Below are 26061 nucleotides of genomic sequence, written 5' to 3' on the forward strand. Positions count from 1 at the left end.
TTACCCGACATTTCAGTGCATTTTGTTGGTTATGCGACAAAAGACTAAAAATTAGTGATTGAGTTTACTAGTATTTATAACTATAATTCAATCCAACATAAAATTTTCTGAATTCAAAAACAACTAGACTGCTGATTTTCTTAAAAAAGGAGGCCTTATTTCGATAAACTACATTGCTCATGTTTGAAAGCGTTTACAAATATATTCATAATGCTAACTTTTTAAACGGCTTGATTATGAAGAATAAAATTAATTATTGGAGGGATTACAATGGAAGCACAAGCGACACCGGAAGTGAAGACAACCAAGGAGCAATGGATTCAATACCTGGCTTTAGTGTTCTCAGCATTTATCGCAGTTGAAGCAATGGCGTTTCAATCACCGGCTATCCCGGTCATTTCAACTTATTTTGAAGTTCCTTCTCATTTGGCTGCTCTTATTGTTTTGTCATTTTACATCATGTCTGCAACCCTCTATCCGATTACAGGCAGATTCGCCGATAAATATGGCCGCAAGAAGGTTTTATTGGTCGGAATGGCGATTTTTGCGATTTCCGAATTTGCAGCTGCGGTAAGCCCGACGTTCACATTCCTCATTGTGGCAAGAATATTTCAAGGGGTAGGAGTCGCTTGTATTTTTCCAATCGTCATCGCTTTCATCGGGGTCATCTTCCATGAAGGTGCACGTGGGATGGCATCTGGTATTTTCAATTCCGTGCAAGCGATTGGAGCGATGCTCGGAGCAGGGCTAGCCGGTTTCTTGATCAATATTTACGGATGGCCTGTCATTTACTGGGTGAGCGGTGGCTTAGCTACAATTGGTTTCTTTGTCATCCTGTTCTTTGTCAAGGAATCAAAAGGCGTAGTTTCCGGGAAGCTTGATTATTTCGGAACTATGTTATTATTCATTATCGCGGCGTCGGTATTGTCGATTTCCACGCTTGTCGGTCAGTTTGGCATCGCTTCCCCTTATACAATCGGGACTATTGTGACTGCTGTGCTTGCCATTGCAATTATGTGGTTTTATGGGAACCGGATTGCGAATCCGATTATCGAAATATCCATTTTAAAACAAAAAGTCTTTGCTTTGATCGTTCTCATTTACTTGATTTATACGGCTGCCATGCAGTTGCTTCTTTACTCGATGAGCTTTTTCCTTGCGTTGCGTCCTGACGGGAATGTTGCGGAGAGTGGATTGTTCTTCATGTTTAATTCGGGTGCGGCGGCAATCGGCGGGATTATCATAGGAAGGCTTTCAGATAAAGTGAATAACAAAAAACTATTGATTGGTACCTATATCCTGCCGTTGACCGCAGTACTTCTGCTCTCAAGAATTCATGCGTATACGGAAACTACCTATATTTTATCGCTTGCTGCATTTTTCGGAATCGGCGCGGCAACTGCCATCCTTATCAAATACGCACTGCAAAACATTCCGCCTATCAAGTACGGATCAGGCTCCGGCTTGCTGGCAATTGTCCGGGATTTTGGGGCACCACTTGGTTCCACAACTGGGATTGTCTTATTCTCCCAGTTCAATGCGAAAGCGAAAACTTCTTCGATAGTGCAACAAGCGACGGATGCGGGCGTTTCTCCAGGGTTGATGGCTGATGTGCAACAAGCTGCGGCGACTAATGGAGCTACAATCAGTGATGCCCTTTCCGCTGAACTCATATCACTTGGCATCCAGTTTGAAGATCTACTGAAGACAGCTCTCGGCGATGGATCTACATCTGCTATACAAAATTTATCCTTGACTGTAGCTGGTTTCTTCGTCGTCATCATGATCCTTGTGCTCCTCATCCCACAAAAGCAAAAAGAAAAGGCGCCTGTCATAGTGGCACCTTTCGAAGAAAGCTTATCGGAAAAACTGGAGACGACGACTAACTAAGCCATTGAAAAAGGGACTGTCCAATAAGTCAGTGAGAACTGGCTTAATCGGATAGCCCCATTTTTTTGTTTATGCCAGGAAAATCGTTCAGGAACGGCGAGACTCTTGTGGGAGTAGCGTCAGCCGAAGACCCCGGAGGGCGCGAAGCGACCGAGGAGGCTGAGGCGACGCCCACGGAAAGCGAGCCTTCTTGGACGATTTTCCAGGTTTCAGGACAATCTCTTTCCGCTACTATAGTCTTACAAAGCATCCGTCTGCTCTTCCCCTCGCGGCAGATATTTGGATAAGCCGATATCCTGCAGACCGTTTTTGATCTTCGTCGTATAGCCTAAGTTGACATTGGATAAATAAGATGCTTTGGAAGCGATCATTTCTTCCAACAACGGTAAATAACTCGGATCGATATCTTGCCATAATTTATAGGAGTTAATGAGATCCTCCAGCGTTAAATGCTTGTAGTCATCCCCCTTAAAGTCCTTGTCCGGGGAGATCCGATACCAGATGTCACCGTTGTCGCGGATCCACTTTTCCTTTTCTTTGGCGATAGCGGTCTGAATGGCACGAGCCGTCTCCAAATATCTTTCATCATGAAACTCCTTATACGCGATGAGCAGAATATTCATGCCTCCCAGCACATGATTCATGGACGCATGGGTCGTCACCTCTTGCGCAATCGGGTAGTAATCGGCAAGATAGTAGGACTCCCCATCGACTGGGATGATATTGCCTTTGCTCTTCTGTGACACGAGCAGATCCGCGTAGTTGCGGAGCGGTTCCGTCGTGTTCCCGACATGGAATTCATCCCCACTATTATAGTAGAACAAGGCGATTTGCTCATTGAAACGTGTATCGATGAACGGGGCCGTAATGCCGTACAGATCCTTCAAGTACGTGCTCGTCACTTCGGTTTTCCAATATGTGTTATCGTCCTTGAAGTTCTTCAGATTGATAAAAGCGTTATAGACTAAATTTTCGAAATATCGGTCCTTCTGTTGATGATAAAGCGCCAGCGCCCGATCCTCTTTCACCATCAGCAGATTGCGTCCATACCCTTGCCCGGTTTCGGGCATCGGTTCTGTCGTTACCGCCATCTTATTGTACGGACCGCTTGCCGTATACCAATTGTTGCGCTTCTTGTAGTACTTCGACGTCTCTTCCATCCAGCTTTCGCGATGCTCGTCCGTTTCAAATAATGGGGCATCGGCATTCATATACCATTGATCGACAATATCCTCGCCTTGCGACTTCAAGGAATGAATGGAAACTAACGTTGAGCCTAGGCGAGCATAAGAGAACGCCTCCACTTCACCAAGCAGCTGACGCATGTAACTATATCCATCATTCGGATACGACATCGATAATGGTTTGGACACATACGATTGTCCAACCATCCGTTCACTAACCGTGCCATCCTCTTTCACGAAGCGCAAAACTCCTGTAGGATAAGATGTGGTATCAGCCGCAAATGTATCCGTTGACTTCCTCTTGATCGGATAGCGATCAAAGCGGAACAATTCAAACGAATCGACATCATTCTCCTTTTGAATGACATCTACCGCGAGAGCCGATTTAGTTGGATTATCGACTTTCGAGAACAGGAAGTAGTCACCATTGTCGAAGGAACGGACCGTCAGCTCAATAGTCGCACCTTTCGATCCGACCTTATAGGTGTAAATATTATCCCTTGAAAATGAATTATCAATCCGCGTATGATCCGTGAAATTGATCTCTTCCGTGGACCGTAAGTAGATCGGATGCTCGTCAAAGGACACTTTCACCAAATGTACATCCGAATCCTCCGACTTGAAATTATCTGAGAAGGCTGATGTGATAATCTGATAGTCCTTTTCTGAAGCTATTTTTCCATTATCAACAAGCTCGCCATGCAGTACATAGGCGAAGGAGGCCCGATTGACGGTCTGGTTGCCAGTGAACAGACTTTGCCCGACTTGGGACATATCCATAGACGGCAACCAACCTTCCTTCCCTTTAAACATCTGGCTGGTCGGCCACTCGATGATTCTGTTGACTCCCTCGTTTTCCCGCAAATGAAAAGCTTGGACAATGGCGGCCTCCAATTGGATGCGGGTCAACTTATCGTTCACCCCGAATGTTCCATCCTGCTTTCCAGGGAAGATATTCGCTTGGTATGTGGCAAGAACGGCCGACTGATACTCGGAATCCTCTTCCACATCACTGAAAATCGGTTCATACGGGACTTCCTCCAAAGACAATGCTCTCGCAAAGGCCTGGGCAGCTTCCCCAACTGTCATTTCGGCATTGGGACGGAACTGCATATCCCGGTAGCCTGTCATGATTCCCATTTCGGCTAACTGCATAATTGCATTTTTCGCCCAGAACAGGTTGGTGATATCCGAGAATTTCGCCTCCGCCGTCACTTTCAAGAGCTCATTTGCTTCGTTATCTCCCGCCTTAGTGGCTTCTGCAAATACGGGAGGACCGGTCAATGTGAGTAGAATAAGTAATATGGCAAAAACATAATGATGTATCTGTTTCATCCGCAGCATCCCCTCCTGATTCTGCCCCCATTATACACGAATTGACAGAGGCCGTGCCCTTCCAACAGAAAACGAGGCGAATGGACCAGCTCGGAGGAAACAGATATTCCGAAAAAACCCGCCCGCGATTAATATAACACCAGTTCATCCTCTTCGTTCAACCGGGCAACTATGGAATGTCCATTTTGGGAGAAAATATGCTTTCTAGGGCCTACTTGAATTTCGGTCCCTGCGTAGGCAAGTCCGATTTTAATCCTGCCAGTCCTGCTCGTTTTGACGACTGTTTTCACAGGTGTTTCGGAACCCGTTTCCTGCAAGGTGATCAGATTCTCTGCTATAATTTCGCCCCCGCGGCATACCCCTTTAATTGTAATATCATGTTTCGACTTCAACGAACTATGATAGACCCCTTTCGAAGTGACCTCGATATTTCCGTTGCTGAATAAAGTACTGTTGATAGCATATGGAAGTACGAGTTCATTATGAGGTGAAGCCTCGGCACCATAAATTTCAATGAGCAGTTGCGCATCCTCGATCAGCATTCCGAATTCCGCCAAGCCTTTCAAACTCTCTTTCAACGGATTGACGAAAGCATCATAAAAACGATCTGCTATGCTCGTCCATTCATCCGTCAAATGATCTGCATGCTCTTTGACATTTTGGATGAACCGCTTATTCAGTTCCTCAAAACGCGAATATTTCTTTTCCATCAATAAATAAATGAGACGCTTCAACTCGGACGGGCTCATCTCCTCTTCGTCATTCCCGCGGATAATTACGACTTGTTGGATCGCCGTCCGAATCTGTTCCATCATCGTTACGACATGTTTCAAGTCGGCGACAAGTTCACTGATCACGACTTCCTGTTCCCCGACACTGATCGTGGAAGAGAGCACATTTCCTCGAATAAAAGCGGATTGAATGGCATGGACCGTTGCTTTAGTGACTGTCCCCCCGATATAAATCGCTCCGGTTGCTCTGACAAACATGGACGGCATTACATTTCCGCCGATTCGAACATCCCCTTCAAACCGAATGTTCCCACTCTCCAAATCGACTTCTCCCGGGTGATTGAACTCGTGATGGACATCAATTTTCACCAACTTCTCCCGCCAATCCAACGACGGCTTTCCTGAAATGGTCGCAATGACATCTTGGCCCACCTGTTTGACATTTTTTCCGAGTCTTAAATGGATATCACGGACCGGTTTGACGGGAATCGATTTCCCCAGCAGATTCCGGCCTTCCGTTCCGGGAACGGGCGGAATATGCGTCGCGATGACTTGCCCTTCCCGGACATTCATGATGGCGTTCATTTCACGAAAATCAACCTTCTCCTCGCTATCCGGATCGAATTCCTCGTATTGGATATGGACCTCCAAATCCCCATCCGTCCCTTCGACGGGCAAAGTTCCCTTTGCCACGATAAGCTCATATGGTTTATTCACAGCTGTCACTTTTTTGATGGCCGGGAATAAAAGCCCCTGCTGGATGCCCATTTCCTTTAGTTCATCTACGATCTCTTGTGGCTCCACATTATTGTAATACTCGATCTCTTCCACGGCCCGAATATGTAATTGCGTCTGCCAATCGGTGTCAGCTAACGTACGCCGAACCCGTTTCCCCGGCGTGAAATGTAAAAGCGCGATCATCTCCTGCTCGATCAGTTGGATGGAATATTGCGGAGGGATGAGTTCATCACATAATGTGACTGTGACAGCATCCGTCGGCGAAATGACCGTCTTCTCCTTCTTCTGTTCCCCATTCACGAAAAGCTGGACGGAATCATCCGGAATGAGAACCGGATACTGTGCTTCATCGAAAAGAAATTGCAGTTCGCCATCGCTCAGTTTCACGCCGAATGAAGAATTAGCTGACTGCACGATCGGGTTGGGGCGATTGTCGCCACCTATGTGATCGGTGGCTAACACGTCATCCACGATGGCAACCAATTCGGCGAATGACTCATCCGTCGGGCCAGCTTCTAATTCCGTGACCGTCACTTCCGCCATCACCTTACGAAATCCCATCAACCGCCGCCCCGGATTCGTAATCACTTCCACATGAACTTGCTCGATTGGCAGTCCAATAATATCCAACGCTTGTTGAATAGCTTCTTCCACCGTATTCGCCTGAACCGTTACCGCCTTCTTCATCTAAATCCATCCTCCCATACCGAATTACCTATTATTTTCATAATATCATATATTGGGATTTATTGAGAGAGCGTCCAGCTTAATTTGAAAAGAGACCATTCCTCCTGAAAAGCTAGAGGGAATGGTCTCCTAGTCATTTAATTCAATTCAATGGTTGTAGTGTTCACGCCGGCTTTTTCAATCTCCTTTTTATTGAATAAAAACGGCTTGAACTCCCAGTTGGCGAACATTTGCAACTGATCTTCGTAATGGTCGCTGACGGTTCCATCTTTTTTAATAAACCCGACTTGGCCTGGCGGGGTGATATTAAAGCCCACTGGACCACTTGGAACCATTTCGATGTAATGGTTTTCGCTTCCGCGGTTCATTTCAATAATCGGGGTGGATGACCCTTCCCCGTGAGGTACCGCAATTAAGGATTGTTTGCCAAACGTCATCGTTTTAATTTCTGCTTTCCAATCCTCAACCGATGGACCTTTTTCTGTTTCTAATTTATCTAAAGCTTCGTTGACACTCTCCATGATAATCTCCGTTGGATCATCCTCTTGCAGCCATGGATAGTTTGTTTCTTTTTCGTTCAACAGTCGGTAAGCCAATGAAGCTCCATAGCGATGATCCGTAATTCCATTGGTCATCTTTGAAACCTCTTCAAGCGATTCACCAAATAATTTTTCATGCGTCACGCTCCACCACGCGTCAAAGAATGTTGCAATTTCTGCATCATAATATCCGTCTTTATCTTTGTCCTCTTTTAAATTGTTCCATTGTTTCAGTTCATTGATCAACATCGCGTAATCAGGGTCCTGATCTTGATGTTGTTCCAACGTTTCAATTAGTAACGGCTTAAAATAATGGGTGCGAAGCTGGGCAAAACTTGCATGATAGTTAATATCGTTTAGGTCTTCCAGCGTCACTTTCTCTCGCGCTTCCATGCCATTAATGAATTGCTGCACCCGGTTATCCATGCCCCAAAAAATGCTATTTTCGCCGTTTCTCCAATCTTTTGATGGCTTGTTATTCCAGTTCACAACGTAGCCGCTGTCCGGATTGACAACTTGCGGATTTTGTTCGAATGGCAAAAATCCTGCCCATTCAAATTCACCCGTTCCCGGAGTAGGGAATCGATCGTCAATTTGTTCATGGCGCACTGGATATTTACCAACATGGTAGTAGGCGATATCTCCTGTAATATCAGCATAATACCAATTGAGCGACATCGTATATTTGCTGGCCGCCTCTTCAAATTGTTTGCGGTTTTTCGCAAAATTGGCTTCCATATAAGCAGCCATCGCCTGTGCTTCCGTTCCTCTGAACGACCATGCTTTACTATAGGCGACGTCATTTTCTTCATCAATGCTAATCACCGGTCCATGCACTGTCCGATAAAACTCCTTCTCCACTTTCCCGAAACCATCATCTGTTTTCACTTCGATCTGTTCTGTTCTTTTCTCCATGTCTTTCCATTCTCCGTCAAACCAATATTGCAGTGGATTCTCCGGATTCAGCTTTTCTTCAAAAATATCGGTTACATTTCCATAACCAGCTGTAGCGGAAAAGGCAAAATGTTTATTTGCACCGAACATGATGAATGGATATCCGATAAAACCGGATCCTTCCATATCAAAGCCTGGGGAATGCAGACCCACTTCGTATAAGAATCCCGGAGCAACGAAACCGACTTGCGGGCCGCTGAACAACAAAGCATGTCCCGTTTCCGATTTTTCGGCGCCGACAATTGCTGCATTACTTCCGACAGAAAGCGGTACACCGAGCTCCTCGGATGATTGGACATAGTCTTTTCTTTGTGCATTAATCTCTTTGGAAACCGCAACAGCTCCCTGTGAAATCGGTTGCAAAGTTTTAGAAGTTGCGTTCGACGAGGACGATTCCTCGTCTGGAATGCTCGTAGGTGCCTCTGGATCATCTGTCGACACTAGATCATCGAACATAGCAAGGGCCGTTTCTTTACCATAATTCTCTTCAAGTCCTGCCAGAATTTCTGCATTGGTCAACTCTTGATGATTATCCATAAAGAATGTCATCGTCGACATATACAAACGGACAATATCAGTGGATGTCCACTCACGAGGAACCAATTGGTGATCATGGAACTCCTTCGAAAGCTTTTCATCCGGGTTTTGAAGCGCTTCCTTCACATAACGTGAAATCCCATCAGCAAATTTTGAAATTAAAAGCTGATACTCTTCATCAACATCTGCAAGCATTTCTTCGATCTCTTCATCGGAATAGCCATCCCGTCGCGTTTGTTCATCCTTGGAAAGATAGTCCTTTCCAAATATCTCGGAAACCGTTCCTTCATTCGCCCGACGGAACATTTCCAATTGGAATAGACGGTCTTTGGCCATTACGTAACCGTATGCTTCATATAAATCCGAATTATTTTTAGCATATAAATGCGGTACGCCATATGCGTCACGTATGACAGTGACTTCTCCTACCTTTTCTTTCTCTGCTGCCATTATGATGTTTTGCGGAAGTATTAATGCAAAAATCATAAGTACAGCTAAAAACCACTTTTTCCTCATCTACACATCCCCCTTTAGCTATATATAACACTTACGAGACATATTATATACATCTGGTTATGACCAGTCAATGAAACTTATGAATGTTCTGAAATCTGTTTCGTAAGCACTATATTTTAAGGGATTTATTTGCTAATGCGTATGAAATAAGAGTTAGATGGGAGAATGAATGACATCCACTAGTTGATAATTGCTGTAGAAACTCCAACACTTCTTGCAAATTAAAGGTCATATCTAAGTATATATTACAATAAAAATCACTTATTCTAAAATCTGTAATATTTCATCAATCTAAAAAAGCCATTCCGCCCGGCTCCTCCTCAGCGGAATGACTTCTTTTTATTTTAATAATCCTTGTTTCAATTTCCCATGCCACTCAAGCAATTCTCCAATCGAGTCCTCGCTGATGGCACCACTTTCCGAGGCTGCTTCGGTCAATGCACCGAAATCTGTCAAACTATTGTATGTCAATCCGGCAGATGCGAACGCTTCATCCGCCTTCTGCAGTTCATACGTGAAAATGGATACGATCCCTGTCACTTCGACCCCTTCCGAACGAAGGGCTTCGGCTGCATTCAAGCTGCTGCCGCCAGTGGAGATCAAATCTTCAATAATGACGGCTTTGTCCGTGTCCGCGATTTTCCCTTCAATCTGCCGGCTGCGGCCATGGCCTTTCGCTTTGGAACGGATATAGACCATCGGCAATCCAAGAATATCGGCGACCCATGCGGCATGTGGGATACCGGCCGTTGCCGTTCCCGCGATGACCGTGGTCTCCGGATAATTTTCTCGAACAAGGTTGGCCAGGCCTTCCGCAATCTGTTTCCGGCCAACCGGATCGGACATCGTCAACCGATTATCACAATAGATAGGAGATTTGATCCCCGAAGCCCAAGTGAATGGATCTTGCGGGCTTAACGCCACCGCCCCGACATTCAAGAGAATTTTCGCTATATCTTTCTTTTCCATATATCAATCCGTCCCTTTCCATAAGGCATTGACGCGTTCGTAAGCCGCACGCGGATCAGCTGCTCCCGTAATGGCCCGTCCGACGACGATATGAGTCGAACCGGCTTTTCTTGCCTCGTCTGGCGTTGCAATTCGTTTCTGATCATGTTGTCCACCATCCGCCATCCGGATGCCCGGTGTCACTTTGAAGAACGATGGACCGCAAGCATCTGCAATGGCCCCCGCTTCATGAACCGAGCAGACGACCCCTTCCAATCCGGCCTCTTTTGCCAGCTTGGCATAATGCAGGACTGAATCTTTCAGCGGAACTTCAATCAATTGCTCTTCCCGCACTTGACGTTCATCCGTGGAAGTCAGCTGTGAAACTGCGATAAGTGATGGACGTTTCGAACCTGCCGGCGTCCCTTTATCGAGCCCTTCCAACGCGGCTTCCATCATCCGTTTCCCGCCAGCCGCATGGACGTTGACGAGATCGACACCCATCCCGGCAAGTACGGCCATCGCAGACATGACAGTGTTCGGAATATCATGCAGTTTCAAATCAAGGAAGATGCCATAGCCAGCCTCTTTCAGCTTGGCCACAATGGCAGGTCCCTCTTTGTAATACAGTTCCATGCCTACTTTTACATTGAGGTCGCCTTCAAACGCCTTCAAAAACGCTAACGTCTTTTCAGCGGAATCGAAATCGAGGGCAATAATCGGAGATGTTTTCATAGTCGGTGACTCCTTCCCACCAGTTCCGAAATGTGGTCTACGCCGAGTTCATCCAACTTCGCAGGCAATTGATCAATGATTTCCGGACAGACGAACGGATTGACGAAGTTGGCCGTTCCGACTGCCACGGCACTTGCTCCAGCTGAAAGGAAATCAATGACATCTTCCACTTCCGCCACGCCTCCCATGCCGATGATCGGAATATTGACGACTTGGCTCACTTCATACACCATCCGGATGGCAACCGGTTTGACCGCTGGACCCGACAAGCCTCCTGTCAAGTTGGCGATGATCGGGCGTCCTGTCTTCTGGTTCAATCGCATGCCGACGAGTGTGTTGATCATCGTGATAGCGTCCGCGCCGGCTTCTTCCACCGCCAATGCAATTTCTTTTACATCCGTCACATTAGGCGACAGTTTTACATAGACCGGCACTTCGGAAACTTGCTTTACCGCAGCCGTCAAATCATGCGCCTGCTGCGGATCCGTACCAAACGTAATCCCTCCACATTTTACATTCGGGCAAGAGATGTTCAATTCCAACGCTTGGACATTCGGAGCGGTGGAAATCGTCTTGGCCACTTCGACATAATCCTCTGTTTCCGTTCCGGCAACATTGGCGATGATCGGCACATCGAATTGCTCCAGCCACGGCAGTTCGTTTTCCATAACTCCGTGCAAGCCCGGGTTTTGCAGTCCGATGGCGTTCAGCATGCCCGCCGCCGTTTCCGCCACACGCGGAGTCGGATTGCCGAATCTCGTTTCGAGCGTCGTCGCCTTGATCATGATTGCGCCAAGTTTCGATAGGTCATATAATTGGCCGTACTCTTTCCCAAAACCGAAGCATCCGGAAGCCGGCATGATCGGATTCTTCAACTGCACCCCTGGCAATTCCACTGATAATCTGTTCATATCGCCACCACCCCTGCCGGGAAGACCGGACCGTCCGAGCATACTTTGATATACGCTTTGTCCGTCTCTTCCGTCGTTTGACATACGCAAGCAAAACAAGCACCGATTCCACAGCCCATCCGCTGTTCGAATGAAAGAAACCCTTTTTTGCCTTCGTACATTTTTTGTACCGCATCCAGCATTGGCATTGGCCCGCAACTATAATACGTGGCTAACTCTGTCGGAAGCTCGGTCATGACGTTCGTCACGAAGCCCTTCGTCCCTTTAGACCCGTCAACTGTAACGATGTAAGTTTCGCCCAGCGCTTTGAATTCTTCTTCATAAAACACAACGTCATCACTTTGAAAGCCGAGGACATGAATGCAATTGACGCCTTTTGCCGTCAATTGCTTCGACAATTCATATAGCGGCGGCACTCCGATCCCCCCGCCAATCAGGATTGCCGTTTCTCCCGCAGCGGTTTCGTCCACAGAAAAACCGTTGCCGAGCGGACCGAGCACATCAACTTCATCCCCGACACGTTTTTGTGACAGCAATGATGTCCCTCTTCCTTCGGCACGGTATATAAGTGTCATTTCCCCCGCTTCCCGATTGATCGAAGCGATGGAAATCGGACGCCGTAATAACGGTTCAAAAGAATCCGAAACACGGATATGGACAAACTGGCCGGGGGAAGTAATTTCCCCGACCAATTTTCCTGATAGTTTTATTTCAAAAATGGCTTTTGCCAATTGTTGTTGGCTTGTCACCGTCATTCGATCTTGCATAATCATACTGGTACCTCCTGCTTTGGCATTTCCTCCATTTGGAACGTCATCGATTCGATTACTTGGAGAGTCGCTTCCGCAGTATCCAAGGAAGTGAAGCATGGAACGCCGTTTTCCACCGCTTCCCGGCGAATCCGGAAGCCGTCACGTTCCGGCTGCTTCCCTTTCGTTAACGTGTTAATGATGAATTGCGCTTCGCCTTTTTGGATGACATCGAGCAAGTCTGGTCCCTCCGAACCGATTTTCTCCACGGTTTCTACAGAGATTCCGGCTTCTTTCAAAGCTTTTGCCGTTCCTTCCGTCGCCAAAATATGATAGCCGATATTCCGGAAGCGTTTAGCCAAGCTGATTGTTTCTTCTTTGTCTTTATCCGCAACGGTCATCAGGACGGAACCATGGCCTTTGATCTCCATGCCGGCTGCGACCAGGCCTTTATACAATGCTTTCTCGAGGGTTGTATCTTTCCCCATGACTTCCCCGGTCGATTTCATCTCAGGTCCGAGTGTAATATCAACACGGCGCAGTTTCGCGAAGGAGAAGACAGGCACTTTCACATAGACGCCTTCCGGAGCAGGAGCCAGTCCTGTTTTATAGCCTTGATCCGTAATGGTTTGTCCCATAATGGCTTTCGTCGCGACGTTAGCCATCGGGATATTCGTAATCTTGCTAAGGAATGGCACTGTCCGGCTGGAACGCGGGTTCACTTCAATGACATACACCTCGCCATCCGAGATGACATATTGGATATTCAGCAAGCCGACGATGTTTAACCCTCTAGCCAATCTTGTCGTGTAATCGACCAATGTTTCCACTTGGCGCTCTGTCAAGTTTTGTGGAGGGAATACGGCAATTGAGTCTCCTGAGTGGACACCCGCCCGCTCGATATGCTCCATGATTCCTGGGATAACGACGTTCGTTCCGTCGCTAATCGCGTCGACTTCGATTTCTGTTCCCGTCAAGTATCGGTCGATCAATACCGGATGCTCGGGGCTTGCTTCCACCGCATGTTCCATGTAATGAAGTAATTCTTCTTCGCGGTAGACGATTTCCATCGCGCGGCCCCCAAGAACGTAAGATGGGCGAACGAGAACTGGATAGCCGATTTCATTGGCGATGCCTACTGCTTCCGGCACGGAGACTGCTGTTTTCCCAAGCGGTTGCGGAATGCCGATCTCATGCAAAGCACGTTCGAATTTATCACGATTTTCCGCACGGTCGATGTCTTCCAAGGAAGTTCCGAGGATTTTCACACCGCGTGCTTCCAAACCAGCCGCCAAGTTGATGGCCGTTTGCCCGCCGAATTGGACGATGACGCCCTCCGGCTGTTCCAAGTCGATGATGTGCATGACATCTTCTAGCGTCAATGGTTCAAAATATAATTTATCGGAAATTGAGAAGTCCGTCGACACGGTTTCCGGGTTGTTATTGACAATGATCGCTTCGTACCCCGCCTGTTGAATCGCCCAAACCGAGTGAACGGTCGCATAGTCGAACTCGACCCCTTGTCCAATACGGATTGGACCGGAACCGAGGACGAGAACACTTTTCTTCTCGGATTGGATAAATTCGTTTTCCTCTTCATATGTTCCGTAGAAGTAAGGTGTATCCGATTCAAACTCGCCCGCGCACGTATCCACTTTTTTATAGACTGGGATGATACCTTGCTCTTTACGGAAGTCATAAACGGCTCGCTCATCCGAATTCCATAATTCGGCGATTGTCACATCTGCGAATCCCATCCGTTTCGCCTTATATAAGGTAGTTTCATCAAATGGGTTTTCCTTCAAGATAGCCTCGAACTTGACGATGTTCTCCAATTTCCGAAGGAAGAATACGTCAATCATGCTCCAGTCATGAAGCGTTTCAACCGTCACCCCTCTGCGCAGCGCTTCGCCTATGAAGAACAGGCGCTCGTCGCCCGCACGTCGGATCCGTTGTTCAATCCATTCATCCGACATTTCAGAGCCATTTTTCAGGGATAGCCCGAATTGGCCGGTTTCAAGGGAACGGACCGCTTTCAAGATGGACTCTTCGAACGTCCGGCCGATCGCCATCACTTCCCCGGTCGCTTTCATTTGCGTTCCGAGATTCCGTTTAGCCGATTCGAATTTATCAAACGGCCAGCGCGGGATTTTCGTAACGACATAGTCTAGCGTCGGTTCGAAACAAGCATATGTCGTCCCCGTAACAGGATTCATCATTTCATCTAGTGTCAAGCCAACCGCGATTTTTGCCGCAAGCTTGGCAATCGGATAACCGGTCGCTTTTGAGGCAAGGGCGGATGAGCGGCTGACCCGCGGATTCACCTCGATGATATAGTAATCGAAGCTATGCGGATCCAAAGCAAGTTGGACGTTACAGCCGCCTTCGATTTTCAAAGCGCGGATGATTTTCAGAGATACATTGCGCAGCATTTGATTTTCCCGGTCTGACATTGTTTGGCACGGAGCTGCGACGATGGAGTCCCCTGTATGAATACCGACCGCATCGACATTTTCCATATTACAAACGACAATGGCGTTATCCGCGGAGTCCCGCATCACTTCATACTCGATTTCCTTGAAGCCAGCTATCGATTTTTCGAGCAGACATTGCGTAACCGGGCTATATTTCAATCCGCTTGCAACAATTTCCTCTAGATCTTCGTCGTTGTAGCAAATTCCGCCGCCTGTTCCGCCGAGCGTAAAGGCTGGGCGGACGATGACCGGATAGCCGATTTCCGCGACAAACGCACGGGCTTCCTCAATATTATGGATAATTTCACTTTCCGGGACAGGTTCACCTAATTCATTCATCAACGTTCGGAACAGGTCGCGGTCTTCCGCCTGATGGATGGCATCCAGTTTCGTACCTAGGATTTCCACATCTAGTTCATCCAAAATGCCTGATTCATGCAGCTCAATCGCCATATTCAGGCCTGTCTGACCTCCGAGTGTCGGAAGGATGGCATCCGGACGTTCTTTACGGATGATACGGCTGACGAACTCGAGTGAAATCGGTTCGATATACACTTTATCCGCAATTTCCGTGTCGGTCATGATCGTAGCCGGGTTCGAGTTGATGAGAATGACGCGGTATCCTTCCTCTTTTAATGAAAGGCAGGCTTGCGTTCCGGCATAGTCGAATTCTGCCGCTTGGCCGATGACGATCGGGCCGGACCCGATGACGAGGATCGTTTCTATATCTTGACGTTTAGGCATTGGTATGCTCCTTTCCGTTGCTCGTTTTCATGAAATCGGTGAATCTTCCGAACAGATGAATCGAATCTTCAGGGCCCGGCGATGCTTCCGGATGGAACTGGACCGAGAATGCTTGGTATTGTTCGCTTTTCAATCCTTCGATCGAGCCATCATTCAATGCGATATGGGTCACTTCCAGACCTGTTCCCGCGAGTGATGCTTCGTCCACCGCGTAGCCATGACATTGGGCTGTCAGTTCAGTCCGGCCGGTTGCCAATTCTTTCACCGGGTGGTTCCCTCCGTTATGCCCGTTTTTCAGCTTCACAGTTTTTGCCCCGCAAGCTAACGCGAACAGTTGATGGCCAAGTCCGATGCCGAAGATCGGCGCTTTGCCAAGCAATTCCTTGATGATATCCACTGCGCCTTCCACGTCTTTCGGATTGCCGGGACCGTTGGAAAGGACGATACCATCCGGGCTGAGGGCCAATATTTCTTCAGATGAAGTATTATACGGCACGACTACGACGTCACAGTCCTTGTTATTCAATTCACGAAGGATGCCATGTTTCATACCGTAGTCGATCAAGACAACCCGCTTGCCGCGGCCTGGGCTTGGATAGGATTTTCTTGTCGAAACCCGTGCCACTAGGTCGGTCGGTAATGTTGTTGCTTGTACTTCCGCAATTTTTTCCTCGATGTTCGGTTCTTCTCCCGCCGCTGTCAAGATCCCTTTCAAGGAGCCCTTATCCCGCAGGAGGCGAGTCAATTTCCGTGTATCAATCCCTTGGATTCCCGGAATCCCTTTAATGGATAATAACTCATCTAACGTCATGCTGCTTCTGAAGTTGGAAGGCTCGTCCGCCAATTCCCGTACGACCAGTCCGTTAATGGCCAAATCGATCGATTCATAATCATCGCGATTAATGCCGTAATTTCCGATCAATGGATACGTCATGACAATAATCTGTCCACATGCAGATGGGTTGGAAATGACTTCCTGATAACCTGTCATTCCTGTGGAAAACGTTGTTTCACCGATGGAAGCTTCATCGGAACCGAAAGCGATTCCTTCAAAAATAGAGCCATCTTCTAAAATGAGTAATCGTTTTTTCATCATTCAGCATCCTCCCAGACGACTTTTCCGCCGTAAATCGTTTTAACCGGCCAACCTGTACATTGCTGGCCATCGAACGGTGTATTCTTCCCTTTGGATAGGAAGGTGTTGCGGTCGATTTCTTGTTCTTTTTCCAGATCGATCAGAACCAGGTCTGCCTGTGCTCCGACTTCCAGCTTCCCATACGGCAATCCGAACACTTCGGCCGGCTTTGCGGTCATCCAATCAATCAATTGCTGCAGCGTCCATTTCCCCTCCTTGACGAAATTCGTATACAGGAGTGGGAACGCCGTTTCGAATCCCGTGATGCCAAAAGGTGCTTTTTCCATTCCGACACTTTTCTCTTCCGCTGTATGCGGGGCATGGTCGGTCGCAATGCAGTCGATCGTGCCGTCGAGCAAACCTTCGCGGAGCGCCAGCAAATCCTCTTTTCCTCGCAATGGAGGGTTCATTTTCCAGTCTGCGTCATCTCCCGGAATATCATCTTCGCAAAGGAGCAAATGGTGCGGGCTTACTTCCGCCGTCACATGGATCCCTGCTTTCTTCGCGTCCCGGATCGTCCGGACGGATTCTTTCGTGCTGACATGGCATACGTGATAATGGGCTCCCGCCGCCTCGGCAAGGAGAATATCACGCGCGATATGTACAGATTCCGCAATGGATGGAATGCCCGGAAGGCCCAATTCCTTATTGCGCTTCCCTTCGTGCATTGCACCTCCATAGATGAGGGTATTGTCTTCGCAATGCGCGACAATCGCCATACCGATTTGAGCCGCGTCTTGCATCGCCTCATACATCATGCCGGCCTGCTGGACACCTACCCCATCGTCGGTGAAAGCAAACGCACCATGCTCTTTCAGTTCAGCCAAGTTAGTCCGTTCTTTTCCTGCTTCGCGGATTGTGATGGAGGCGTATGGCAATACACGGATCAAAGCGTTTTTGGCAATTAAACCATTGACAAAATCTAAATTTTCTTTCGTGTCCGGCACAGGGCGGGTGTTCGGCATCGAACACACCGTCGTATAGCCGCCTTTTGCAGCTGCTAACGTCCCGCTGGCGATAGTTTCTTTATGTTCTCCGCCCGGTTCACGCAAATGGACGTGGACATCGATGAATCCCGGAGAGAGAAACAGGCCGTTCCCTTCTATGGTTTCAGCACCCTCCGGAGCAAGATCCGCACCAATTTCGGTAATTTTATCATCGGTTATTTTTACATCTGTATGTTGAAGTTGTCCTTCTTCGTTTAAGATTCGGACTCCTCGGATTAGTTTTTTCATGTCAATTCCTCCCTTTTAGTACAGCTTCCAATACCGCCATCCGAACATACACACCATTTTCCATCTGTTTGAAAATACGCGATTTCGGACTTTCGATCAGGCTTTCCGCTATCTCGACACCGCGGTTCACCGGTCCCGGGTGCATGATGATGGCTCGGTCCTTCATCTTTTTCGACCGTTCCTCCGTCAGCCCGTACCGTTCATGGTAGCTGGATTCGGTGAATACGTCATGTGACTCATGTCTTTCATGCTGGACACGGAGAAGCATGACAACATCGCTTGTTTCAAGCACTTCGTCCCAGTCATCCACACTATCGAATTCGCCTGCCCATTCAGCCGGACAAAGGAATCTCACATTGGCGCCCAATTTGGTCAAAGCATCCGCATTGGAACGAGCGACACGGCTATGTGCTATATCCCCCGCAATGAGGATATTCAATCCTTTGAACGTCCCGAACTCTTCCCAAATTGTAAACAGGTCCAAGAGGGATTGCGTCGGATGCTGGCCTGCTCCGTCCCCTGCATTGATGATTGAAACGGAAGTTCTCCCGATGAGTTCCTTGAAGTATCCATTATAGGGGTGTCGGATCACAAGTGCGTCCAAACCGATCGCTTCCAAAGTCTTCACGGTGTCGTACAAGGTTTCACCCTTTAGAGTGCTGGAAAAACTGGATTCAAATGGCAGAATATCTAGGCCTAGTTTTCTTTCGGCCATTTCAAAGCTCATTTTGGTCCTCGTGCTCGGTTCAAAAAACAAGTTGGCCACTTTAAATTTCCCGGGAAATTCCCGGCCTCCATACTTTTTAAAAATATCTGCGCGTTCGAGGAGCGCCATAATGCTATCTTCAGATAGTTGTTTCATTGAAACTAAGTGTTCCATGTAGATACCTCCCATTTTTGAAACCGTACACGATCAACAGAAGTGCATGACTTTTACCAGTCAATCATACTCCCAAAAAAGAGCCTTTCCGTTCTTTGGAAAGGCTCGCGAGCAGCATACAGGAGTCCCGTAAAGGAGTCCGGCAAACGAACCTTTCCATATCTCTCTGGATAATGTTAAAAGGTGTGGGTTATTCAGTTTCATCCGCCAGGCTTTCATCTGTTCTGCCTGGGAGAATAAGGTTCAAGATGACACCAACGATGGCGGCCAGCGCCATGCCGCCGATTTGGAATGTCTCGCTCACTTGGATGGTCGCACCTCCGACACCGATGACCAGAATGACCGAGGCGATGACCAAGTTGCGTTGATTCCCGAAATCGACCTTATGATCAACGAGCATTCGCAATCCGGATGACGCGATGATTCCAAACAGGAGAATGGAAATTCCCCCCAAAACCGCTGTAGGGATAGTCTGGATCATCGCCATCATTTTACCGATGAAGGAGAAGATGATGGCAAACACGGCAGCCCCCATGATGACGTAGACACTGTACACCCGGGTGATCGCCATGACACCGATGTTTTCCCCATACGTCGTCTTTGGCGGCCCGCCGAGCAGGCCACTGATCAGCGTCCCAAGCCCATCACCTAGGATTGAACGGTTTAGACCGGGATCTTTGATGAAATCCTTTTCCACAACCCGGCCGAGTACAAGCTGGTGGCCGATATGCTCAGAAATGGTGACAATCGATATCGGCACCATGATTAGCAGCAAGGTAGGCGTGATGACAAATTCATAATCGACACCGGGAATTAGGAATTCCGGTATTTCCAGCCAAGCCGCATCTCGCACCGGTTGCCAATCGAGGATTCCGATGAATCCGGAGTAGATGTATCCGACGATGATACCGATCAGCACCGGCATCAAGCTGATAACTCCCCGAAAGAACATAAGGCAGATAATGGCCGATGCTAATGTAACTAATGCTGCCGAGAAGTGCAGCAGATTATAGACGCTTTCGCCACCCACTTCAATCGTGCTGGCCATATTGACTGCTACTGGCGCCACTCCGAGCCCGATGACCATGATGACCGGCCCCACCACGATCGGAGGCAGCAGTTTCATGATCCATGCCGACCCGGTGGTCCATATGAGAAGCGAGATGATCGCATAGACTAGCGACACGAACATGCTTCCGATCATCGCGCTGCCAATGCCTCCCGTTTCTGTCGCAGCCAAGATCGGTGCGATAAAGGCGAACGAAGATCCGAGATATGCCGGTACTTTGAAGCCGGTCACTAGGACAAAGACAATCGTTGCAATCCCGCTTGTCAACAGCGCGATGGCGGGACTGAGTCCGACTAGTTTCGGGACTAAAATAGTCGCTCCGAACATTGCAAACATATGTTGCAAACTTAAGGCAAGCCATTTATCGATAGGCGGCTTTTGATGCACATCCAGAACTTTTCCGTTCATAATTTCCTTTTCCTCCGCGACGCTTTTTATTTTTCATGAATGGTGACGCTGTCCATGTTATCCGCTTCCTGTAAGCTGACAACGACTCGTTCGTCGCTGGACGTCGGTATGTTTTTTCCAACAAAATCCGGGCGGATCGGCAATTCCCGATGTCCTCGGTCGACAAGCACGGCCAGTTGGATCGCAGCCGGCCTTCCGCGGTCCATCACGGCATCCATCGCGGCCCGTACTGTCCTTCCGGTGTAGAGCACGTCATCAACAAGGACGACTTTCTTGTCTGCAACATCATGCTGGATATCCACCTCTTGGACAAGAGGTTCGTTCGTTCCATGCTTGAGCATCAAGTCGTCGCGATATAGTGTGATATCGAGTTCCCCCGTCAAAATCGATTTTCCCTCGATTTGTTCAATTTTCTTTGCGAGCCGTTCCGCGAGAAAGGCTCCTCTCGTTTTGATGCCGACGAGCATGCAATCATCGATTCCGCGATTGCGTTCGATAATTTCATGGGCGATGCGCGTGATCGCCCGACTGATAGCCTGCTCGTCCAATATATTTGCTTTTTCCGTCATAGCCCTGCCCTCCTCTGATTTCACAAAAAAACCTCCCTGCCTTGGTAGGCGGGAGGGTATACGTGCAGAAAAAACGGTACACTGAAACTGCGCGCAACAGTTCATCTGTACACTTCCGTGCAACCTTCCCAGCCTCTCTGGACTGACTTTAAAGGTATCGCTATTCAATTGCTTGGTTCAGTATACCTCTGTATTGTTTGCTTGTCAATAAGTTGTACACTTTATTAATTTATCAATGGGTCCAGTCAAATTTCCCCTTCTCTCAACTCGTCAAGCAGTTGCTGGAAATCATCGGGTAAAGGGCTGCTGAACTCTAGATATTCCTCCGTTGAAGGATGCGTAAATCCAAGCGTTCCCGCGTGAAGGACCTGGCCCCCGAAATCGATTGTCTTCTTTGGTCCGTATTTCGGATCTCCGACAAGCGGGAAACCGATATACTTCATATGAACCCGGATTTGATGGGTCCGCCCTGTTTCCAAACGGCATTCGACTAACGTATAGTCGCCGAAACGCTCTAACACTTTGAAATGGGTGACGGCATGTTTTCCGTTGTCCGCAACAGTCATGCTTTGCCGGTCCCGTGGATCCCGACCGATTGGTGCGTCGATAGTGCCGTTATCATGTGCGATATGTCCGTGGACAAGCGCCGTGTAAACGCGCGTGACCGTTTTCTCCACCAATTGATTCACAAGGGAGACATGCGCCTGATCGTTCTTCGCCACCATCAACAAACCGGTAGTATCTTTATCGATCCGGTGGACAATCCCGGGACGAAGCACTCCGTTAATACCCGATAGATCTGTGCAATGGTGCATCAATCCATTGACGACCGTGCCGGTCATATGGCCGGGAGCCGGGTGGACGACCATGCCACGGGGCTTGTTGACGACGAGGACATCTTTGTCCTCATACACGATATCCAACCCCAGATCTTCCGCCACGACGTCCAGTTCTTCCGGTTCTGGCTCATCGACAAGGATGATCTCTCCGGGATTCACTTTATAATTCGGCTTCACCGGTTTATCGGCAACCAACACAAGACCACTTTTCAGCCATTGCTGGATTTGTGTCCGAGACCATTCCGGCTGAAGCTCGCTTAATGCCTTGTCAATCCGGGTTCCTTTTTGTTCCTCTGTAATTTCGATTTCAATTTTTCCCATTCAGGACACCTTTTCCTTTTTCTTATTCTTCATTTCATCCATGAAAAGATGGAAAATGATTAAAATCACACCTACGGTTAACGCAGCATCCGCCACATTGAAAATCGGGAAGTCGTAATTGATGACGGGAATCAGGACATCGACAAAATCGACGACCTCTTTCCTCCATAATCGATCGATGAAATTCCCAATCGCTCCTCCCAACAAAAGCATCAAGCTCAGGCCAAACAATGGATAGCCTTTCGCTTCTTTATGGAAAAAATAAATGATGCCGCCAATGACAATAACCGTCACAATATAGAATAACCACATTTGGCCTTCGAGCATTCCCCATGCCGCTCCCCGATTCCGATGGGACAGCAATCCTAGATAAGGTTCCATGATTCCGATCCGTTCATTCAGCTCCATGTTTTGTACGACGAGCCATTTTGTCCATTGATCCAAGATGATCACGAATACCGCCACTGCGTAATAAATGAGCAATCCCACAACCTCCGTCCGACAGTTTCGTTTATATTCTACCATACGAAAGGTAAAAAAAGCCGCCCGCGCCTTATCCGGCTATTCGGGCAGCTTTGTGACTTTATAAAATGAACATTATCATCAAACCGTTGCTTTCCGTTCCAGGCGGACGCTTTCCGCGGGGCGCGGGTGAGCCAATCGAACAACGAAGGGTTCGATTTGCCGTATTTCTGCGCATTTCGCAGAAATTAAGGCATCCCGTGCTGCCAAACGCTTTGCTTTTTGGCGCAAAAGCCGTTCTGCATTACGGCTTTTCCTGCGGGGTCTCACCATTCGCGCTTCACCCCGCAGGAGTCGCCGCCTTCCACTCCAAGCAACTACGGTCATTAAGCACATGTTATCTGTTCATTCTTTATAGCATTATGCGTAATATTTATTCACTACATCAGCACAGCGAGCACATAGTGCGGGATGAGTTTCATCCGAACCTACTGTTTCGGAGATTGTCCAGCAGCGTTCACATTTTTCCCCGTCCGCTTTCTCAACGAGCACGTTGACTGTGTCGAGCTTCAATGTTCCTTCCGGCATTTGATCGATTGCCCCTTCTACGAATTGGGACACGATGAAGAATTGAGCAAAGTCGATATCCGTTGAATTGAATACCCCTTGAAGGTTTTCAGGCAGCGCTACGGTCACTTTCGATTCGAGCGATTTTCCGATCACTTTTGCATTCCGTGCTTCTTCCAATGCTTTTAGGACATCGTCGCGGATCAACATCAATGTCGAGAAGCGCTCGCGAAGTTGTGCCGCCTTTTCTCCAAAATCTTGCGCTTCCGGCATATCCGTCAATTGGACACTTTCCTCTTTCACATGCTCGAGGTAGCACCACATCTCATCCGCAGTGTGCGGTAAGATCGGTGCAAGCAATTTCAGCAACGCCATGAGGGATTCGTACATGACGGTCTGCATTGCACGGCGGTGCGGATGATCCGCCCCTTCGATATATACGACATCTTTCGCGATATCGAGATAGAATGAACTAAGCTCACCAGTACAGAAATTGTTCACTGCATGGTATACACCTGCAAATTCATAACGGTCATACGCCTCCCGGACCTCTTGGATCAAGTCTTGCAAGCGAATGTAGACGTATTGATCCACAGGGCGCAAATCAGCGAAAGCAATGCCGTCTGTAGACGGATTGAAGTCCGACGTATTGCCGTGCAGGAAGCGAAGCGTATTCCGGATTTTCCGGTATACTTCGGACACCTGTTTGAAGTTGGAGTCGGAAACCCGGACATCCGCCGTATAATCGACCGACGATACCCATAGACGCAAGATGTCAGCGCCCAGTTGGTTCATAACTTTCGCAGGCACGATGACGTTTCCGAGTGATTTACTCATCTTCCGCCCTTCGCCGTCCAATGTGAAGCCATGGCTTAGCAAGCCTTTGTACGGGGCATGCCCGTTGATGGCGACACTTGTTGTAAGAGAGGAGTTGAACCAGCCACGATATTGGTCGGACCCTTCCAAATACAAGTCAGCCGGATAGACAAGATCGTCCCGTTCGACAAGAACGCCTTGGTGAGTGGAGCCTGAGTCGAACCAAACGTCCATGATATCCGTTTCTTTCGTGAATTGGCCATTCGGGCTTCCTTCATGCTTGAACCCTTCCGGCAATAGATCTTTCGCCTCGCGTTCAAACCAAATATTCGACCCATGTTCACGGAACAGGTTGGAAACATGTTCAATCGTTTCATCAGTAATGATCGATTCTCCGTTTTCCGCGTAAAATACAGGAATTGGCACACCCCATACCCGTTGTCGTGAAATACACCAGTCGCCCCGGTCACGAACCATGTTATACAGGCGTGTCTCGCCCCAAGAAGGCGTGAACTTCGTATTGCGGATTGCTTCCAGCAATTCATCCCGGAACGATTCAATCGAAGCGAACCATTGGGCAGTCGCACGGAAGATGACCGGTTTTTTCGTCCGCCAGTCATGTGGATACGAATGGGTAATGAAGGATAAATGCTGAAGAGCGCCCGCTTTATCCAGCGCTTCCGTGACGGCTTTATTCGCATCGTCATAGAATAATCCTTCAAATCCTGGAGCTTCCGCCGTCATGACACCGCGGTCATCGATCGGAGAAAGGGCGTCGATTCCATATGCTTTGGATACATAAAAGTCGTCTTCCCCGTGGCCTGGCGCCGTATGGACACAGCCGGTCCCTGCTTCCAACGTGACGTGCTCCCCGAGCATGACAAGGGAATCCCGGTCATAAATCGGATGCTTCGCCACGATACGATCCAATTCCGACCCTTTTAGCTCACGTTCCACGGAATACTCTTCCCAACCGATTTCCTTAGCTACCATTTCAAGCAATTCTTTGGCAATTAAAAACTTCCGGTCTTTCACTTTGACGATAGCGTATTGGAAATCCGGGTGAACCGAAATCCCGAGGTTCGCCGGAATCGTCCAAGGTGTCGTCGTCCAGATCATGAATTCCACATCAGTGTCCAGAACGCCCCGTCCGTCTTTCACCGGGAAGCTGACGTAAATGGATGGCGATTTCTTGTCCTTGTATTCAATTTCTGCCTCAGCCAACGCCGACTCACTCGATGGCGACCAATATACCGGCTTGAGCCCTTTGTAGATATATCCTTTTTTCGCCATATCGCCGAACACTTGGATTTGACGTGCTTCAAACGCCGGTTTCAAAGTGATGTACGGATTTTCCCAGTCACCACGGACACCGATCCGCTTGAATTGAGACCGTTGGCTATCGATTTGGCTATACGCATAGTCCTCACACATTTTACGGAACTCCGCCACAGAATGCTCTTTCCGTTTGACGCCTTTGTTGACGAGCGCCTGCTCGATCGGCAGACCGTGTGTATCCCAGCCCGGCACATAAGGCGCATGGAAACCGGTCATCGACTTATGACGGACAATCATATCTTTCAACACTTTGTTCAAGGCATGCCCCATATGCAAATCACCGTTCGCATATGGAGGGCCATCATGCAGGACGAAAAACGGTCGGCCTTCTGTCCGCTCCTGCACCTTTTTATAGATGTCCATCTCTTCCCATTTTTCCTGCATTTTCGGCTCATTGTTCGGCAAATTCCCACGCATCGGGAAATCCGTTTTCGGCATGAGCAGTGTATCCTTGTAATCCATTCATAATTCCTCCTTAACATAGTCAAATCGCTATCCATCGTCGAATAAAAACACAAAAACCCCGCCCCTATAAAAGGGACGAGGCCTAATTCTCGCGTTACCACCCTACTTGCAGCAGATAAATCCTGCTGCCACTCAGACACCATAACGGGGTGTTTCCGGGAAGACGTACTGCAATTCCGCCATCCAGCTCTAGAGTGATTTTCATTTCCAATCTATGGACCGGGCTCCCACCGCCCCCGGCTCGCTGTACCTAAATTCGGAAAATACTTTCTCTTTCAACGCCTA

At 48.2% G+C, this 26061-nt stretch carries 17 protein-coding genes and 1 other annotated feature (1 of these 18 only partly in view); of the genes, 1 reads left to right on the plus strand and 16 read right to left on the minus strand.

Translation table 11 applies throughout. From position 1 onward, the window contains the following. The first annotated feature begins 270 nt into the window (after positions 1-270). Entirely contained in the window at positions 271-1890 is a 1620-nt protein-coding gene (locus tag MKY41_RS07510) for an MFS transporter (protein ID WP_340744442.1), read from the plus strand. A 239-nt stretch (positions 1891-2129) separates the two neighbouring features. On the opposite strand, the gene MKY41_RS07515 is transcribed toward MKY41_RS07510, so the two are convergent. The 16 genes from MKY41_RS07515 to ileS all read right to left on the minus strand — a co-directional run bounded on the left by MKY41_RS07515 (position 2130) and on the right by ileS (position 25773). Next, on the minus strand, positions 2130-4409 hold the full coding sequence (locus MKY41_RS07515) for an S-layer homology domain-containing protein (protein WP_340744443.1): 2280 nt from the start codon (positions 4407-4409) through the stop codon (positions 2130-2132). Positions 4410-4537: 128 nt separating this feature from the next. Further along, a complete protein-coding gene (locus MKY41_RS07520) occupies positions 4538-6565 on the minus strand; it encodes a FapA family protein (RefSeq protein ID WP_340744444.1) in 2028 nt (675 codons plus the stop codon). A gap of 137 nt (positions 6566-6702) precedes the next feature. Beyond that, on the minus strand, positions 6703-9111 hold the full coding sequence (locus MKY41_RS07525) for a penicillin acylase family protein (RefSeq protein WP_340744445.1): 2409 nt from the start codon (positions 9109-9111) through the stop codon (positions 6703-6705). Between the two features lie 339 nt (positions 9112-9450). Next, positions 9451-10080 carry an orotate phosphoribosyltransferase gene (gene pyrE / locus MKY41_RS07530; protein ID WP_340744446.1) on the minus strand — a complete coding sequence of 210 codons (630 nt, stop codon included), beginning with the start codon at positions 10078-10080 and terminating at the stop codon, positions 9451-9453. 3 nt (positions 10081-10083) lie between these two features. Further along, the gene (gene pyrF, locus MKY41_RS07535; RefSeq protein ID WP_340744447.1) at positions 10084-10794 is read right to left on the minus strand and encodes an orotidine-5'-phosphate decarboxylase; all 711 of its coding nucleotides are present in this window, start codon (positions 10792-10794) and stop codon (positions 10084-10086) included. Beyond that, complete coding sequence (locus tag MKY41_RS07540) at positions 10791-11705, minus strand: dihydroorotate dehydrogenase (protein WP_340744448.1); 915 nt, start codon at positions 11703-11705, stop codon at positions 10791-10793. Before MKY41_RS07540 ends, pyrF begins: the two co-directional genes overlap by 4 nt. After that, positions 11702-12478, minus strand: coding sequence for a dihydroorotate dehydrogenase electron transfer subunit (locus tag MKY41_RS07545; protein ID WP_340744449.1), 777 nt, complete (start codon positions 12476-12478; stop codon positions 11702-11704). Before MKY41_RS07545 ends, MKY41_RS07540 begins: the two co-directional genes overlap by 4 nt. After that, entirely contained in the window at positions 12475-15672 is a 3198-nt protein-coding gene (gene carB, locus MKY41_RS07550) for a carbamoyl-phosphate synthase large subunit (protein WP_340744450.1), read from the minus strand. The genes MKY41_RS07545 and carB overlap by 4 nt, the downstream gene beginning before the upstream one ends. Next, positions 15665-16765, minus strand: a complete 1101-nt coding sequence (locus MKY41_RS07555; protein WP_340745655.1) for a carbamoyl phosphate synthase small subunit — start codon at positions 16763-16765, stop codon at positions 15665-15667. The genes carB and MKY41_RS07555 overlap by 8 nt, the downstream gene beginning before the upstream one ends. Beyond that, entirely contained in the window at positions 16765-18042 is a 1278-nt protein-coding gene (locus MKY41_RS07560) for a dihydroorotase (protein ID WP_340744451.1), read from the minus strand. Before MKY41_RS07560 ends, MKY41_RS07555 begins: the two co-directional genes overlap by 1 nt. Position 18043: 1 nt before the next feature. After that, positions 18044-18922, minus strand: a complete 879-nt coding sequence (locus MKY41_RS07565; RefSeq protein ID WP_340744452.1) for an aspartate carbamoyltransferase catalytic subunit — start codon at positions 18920-18922, stop codon at positions 18044-18046. Between the two features lie 190 nt (positions 18923-19112). Next, entirely contained in the window at positions 19113-20399 is a 1287-nt protein-coding gene (locus tag MKY41_RS07570; protein ID WP_340744453.1) for a uracil-xanthine permease family protein, read from the minus strand. A 26-nt stretch (positions 20400-20425) separates the two neighbouring features. Continuing rightward, on the minus strand, positions 20426-20968 hold the full coding sequence (pyrR, locus tag MKY41_RS07575) for a bifunctional pyr operon transcriptional regulator/uracil phosphoribosyltransferase PyrR (RefSeq protein WP_340744454.1): 543 nt from the start codon (positions 20966-20968) through the stop codon (positions 20426-20428). A gap of 245 nt (positions 20969-21213) precedes the next feature. Next, entirely contained in the window at positions 21214-22128 is a 915-nt protein-coding gene (locus MKY41_RS07580; RefSeq protein ID WP_340744455.1) for an RluA family pseudouridine synthase, read from the minus strand. Then, positions 22129-22611 carry a signal peptidase II gene (gene lspA, locus MKY41_RS07585; protein WP_340744456.1) on the minus strand — a complete coding sequence of 161 codons (483 nt, stop codon included), beginning with the start codon at positions 22609-22611 and terminating at the stop codon, positions 22129-22131. A gap of 399 nt (positions 22612-23010) precedes the next feature. Continuing rightward, the gene (ileS, locus tag MKY41_RS07590; protein WP_340744457.1) at positions 23011-25773 is read right to left on the minus strand and encodes an isoleucine--tRNA ligase; all 2763 of its coding nucleotides are present in this window, start codon (positions 25771-25773) and stop codon (positions 23011-23013) included. A 71-nt stretch (positions 25774-25844) separates the two neighbouring features. Next, positions 25845-26061, minus strand: a binding site (T-box leader); it runs 3 nt beyond the window's last position.

Origin of the sequence: Sporosarcina sp. FSL W7-1349 (assembly GCF_038003045.1) — a bacterium.
Lineage (GTDB): Bacteria > Bacillota > Bacilli > Bacillales_A > Planococcaceae > Sporosarcina.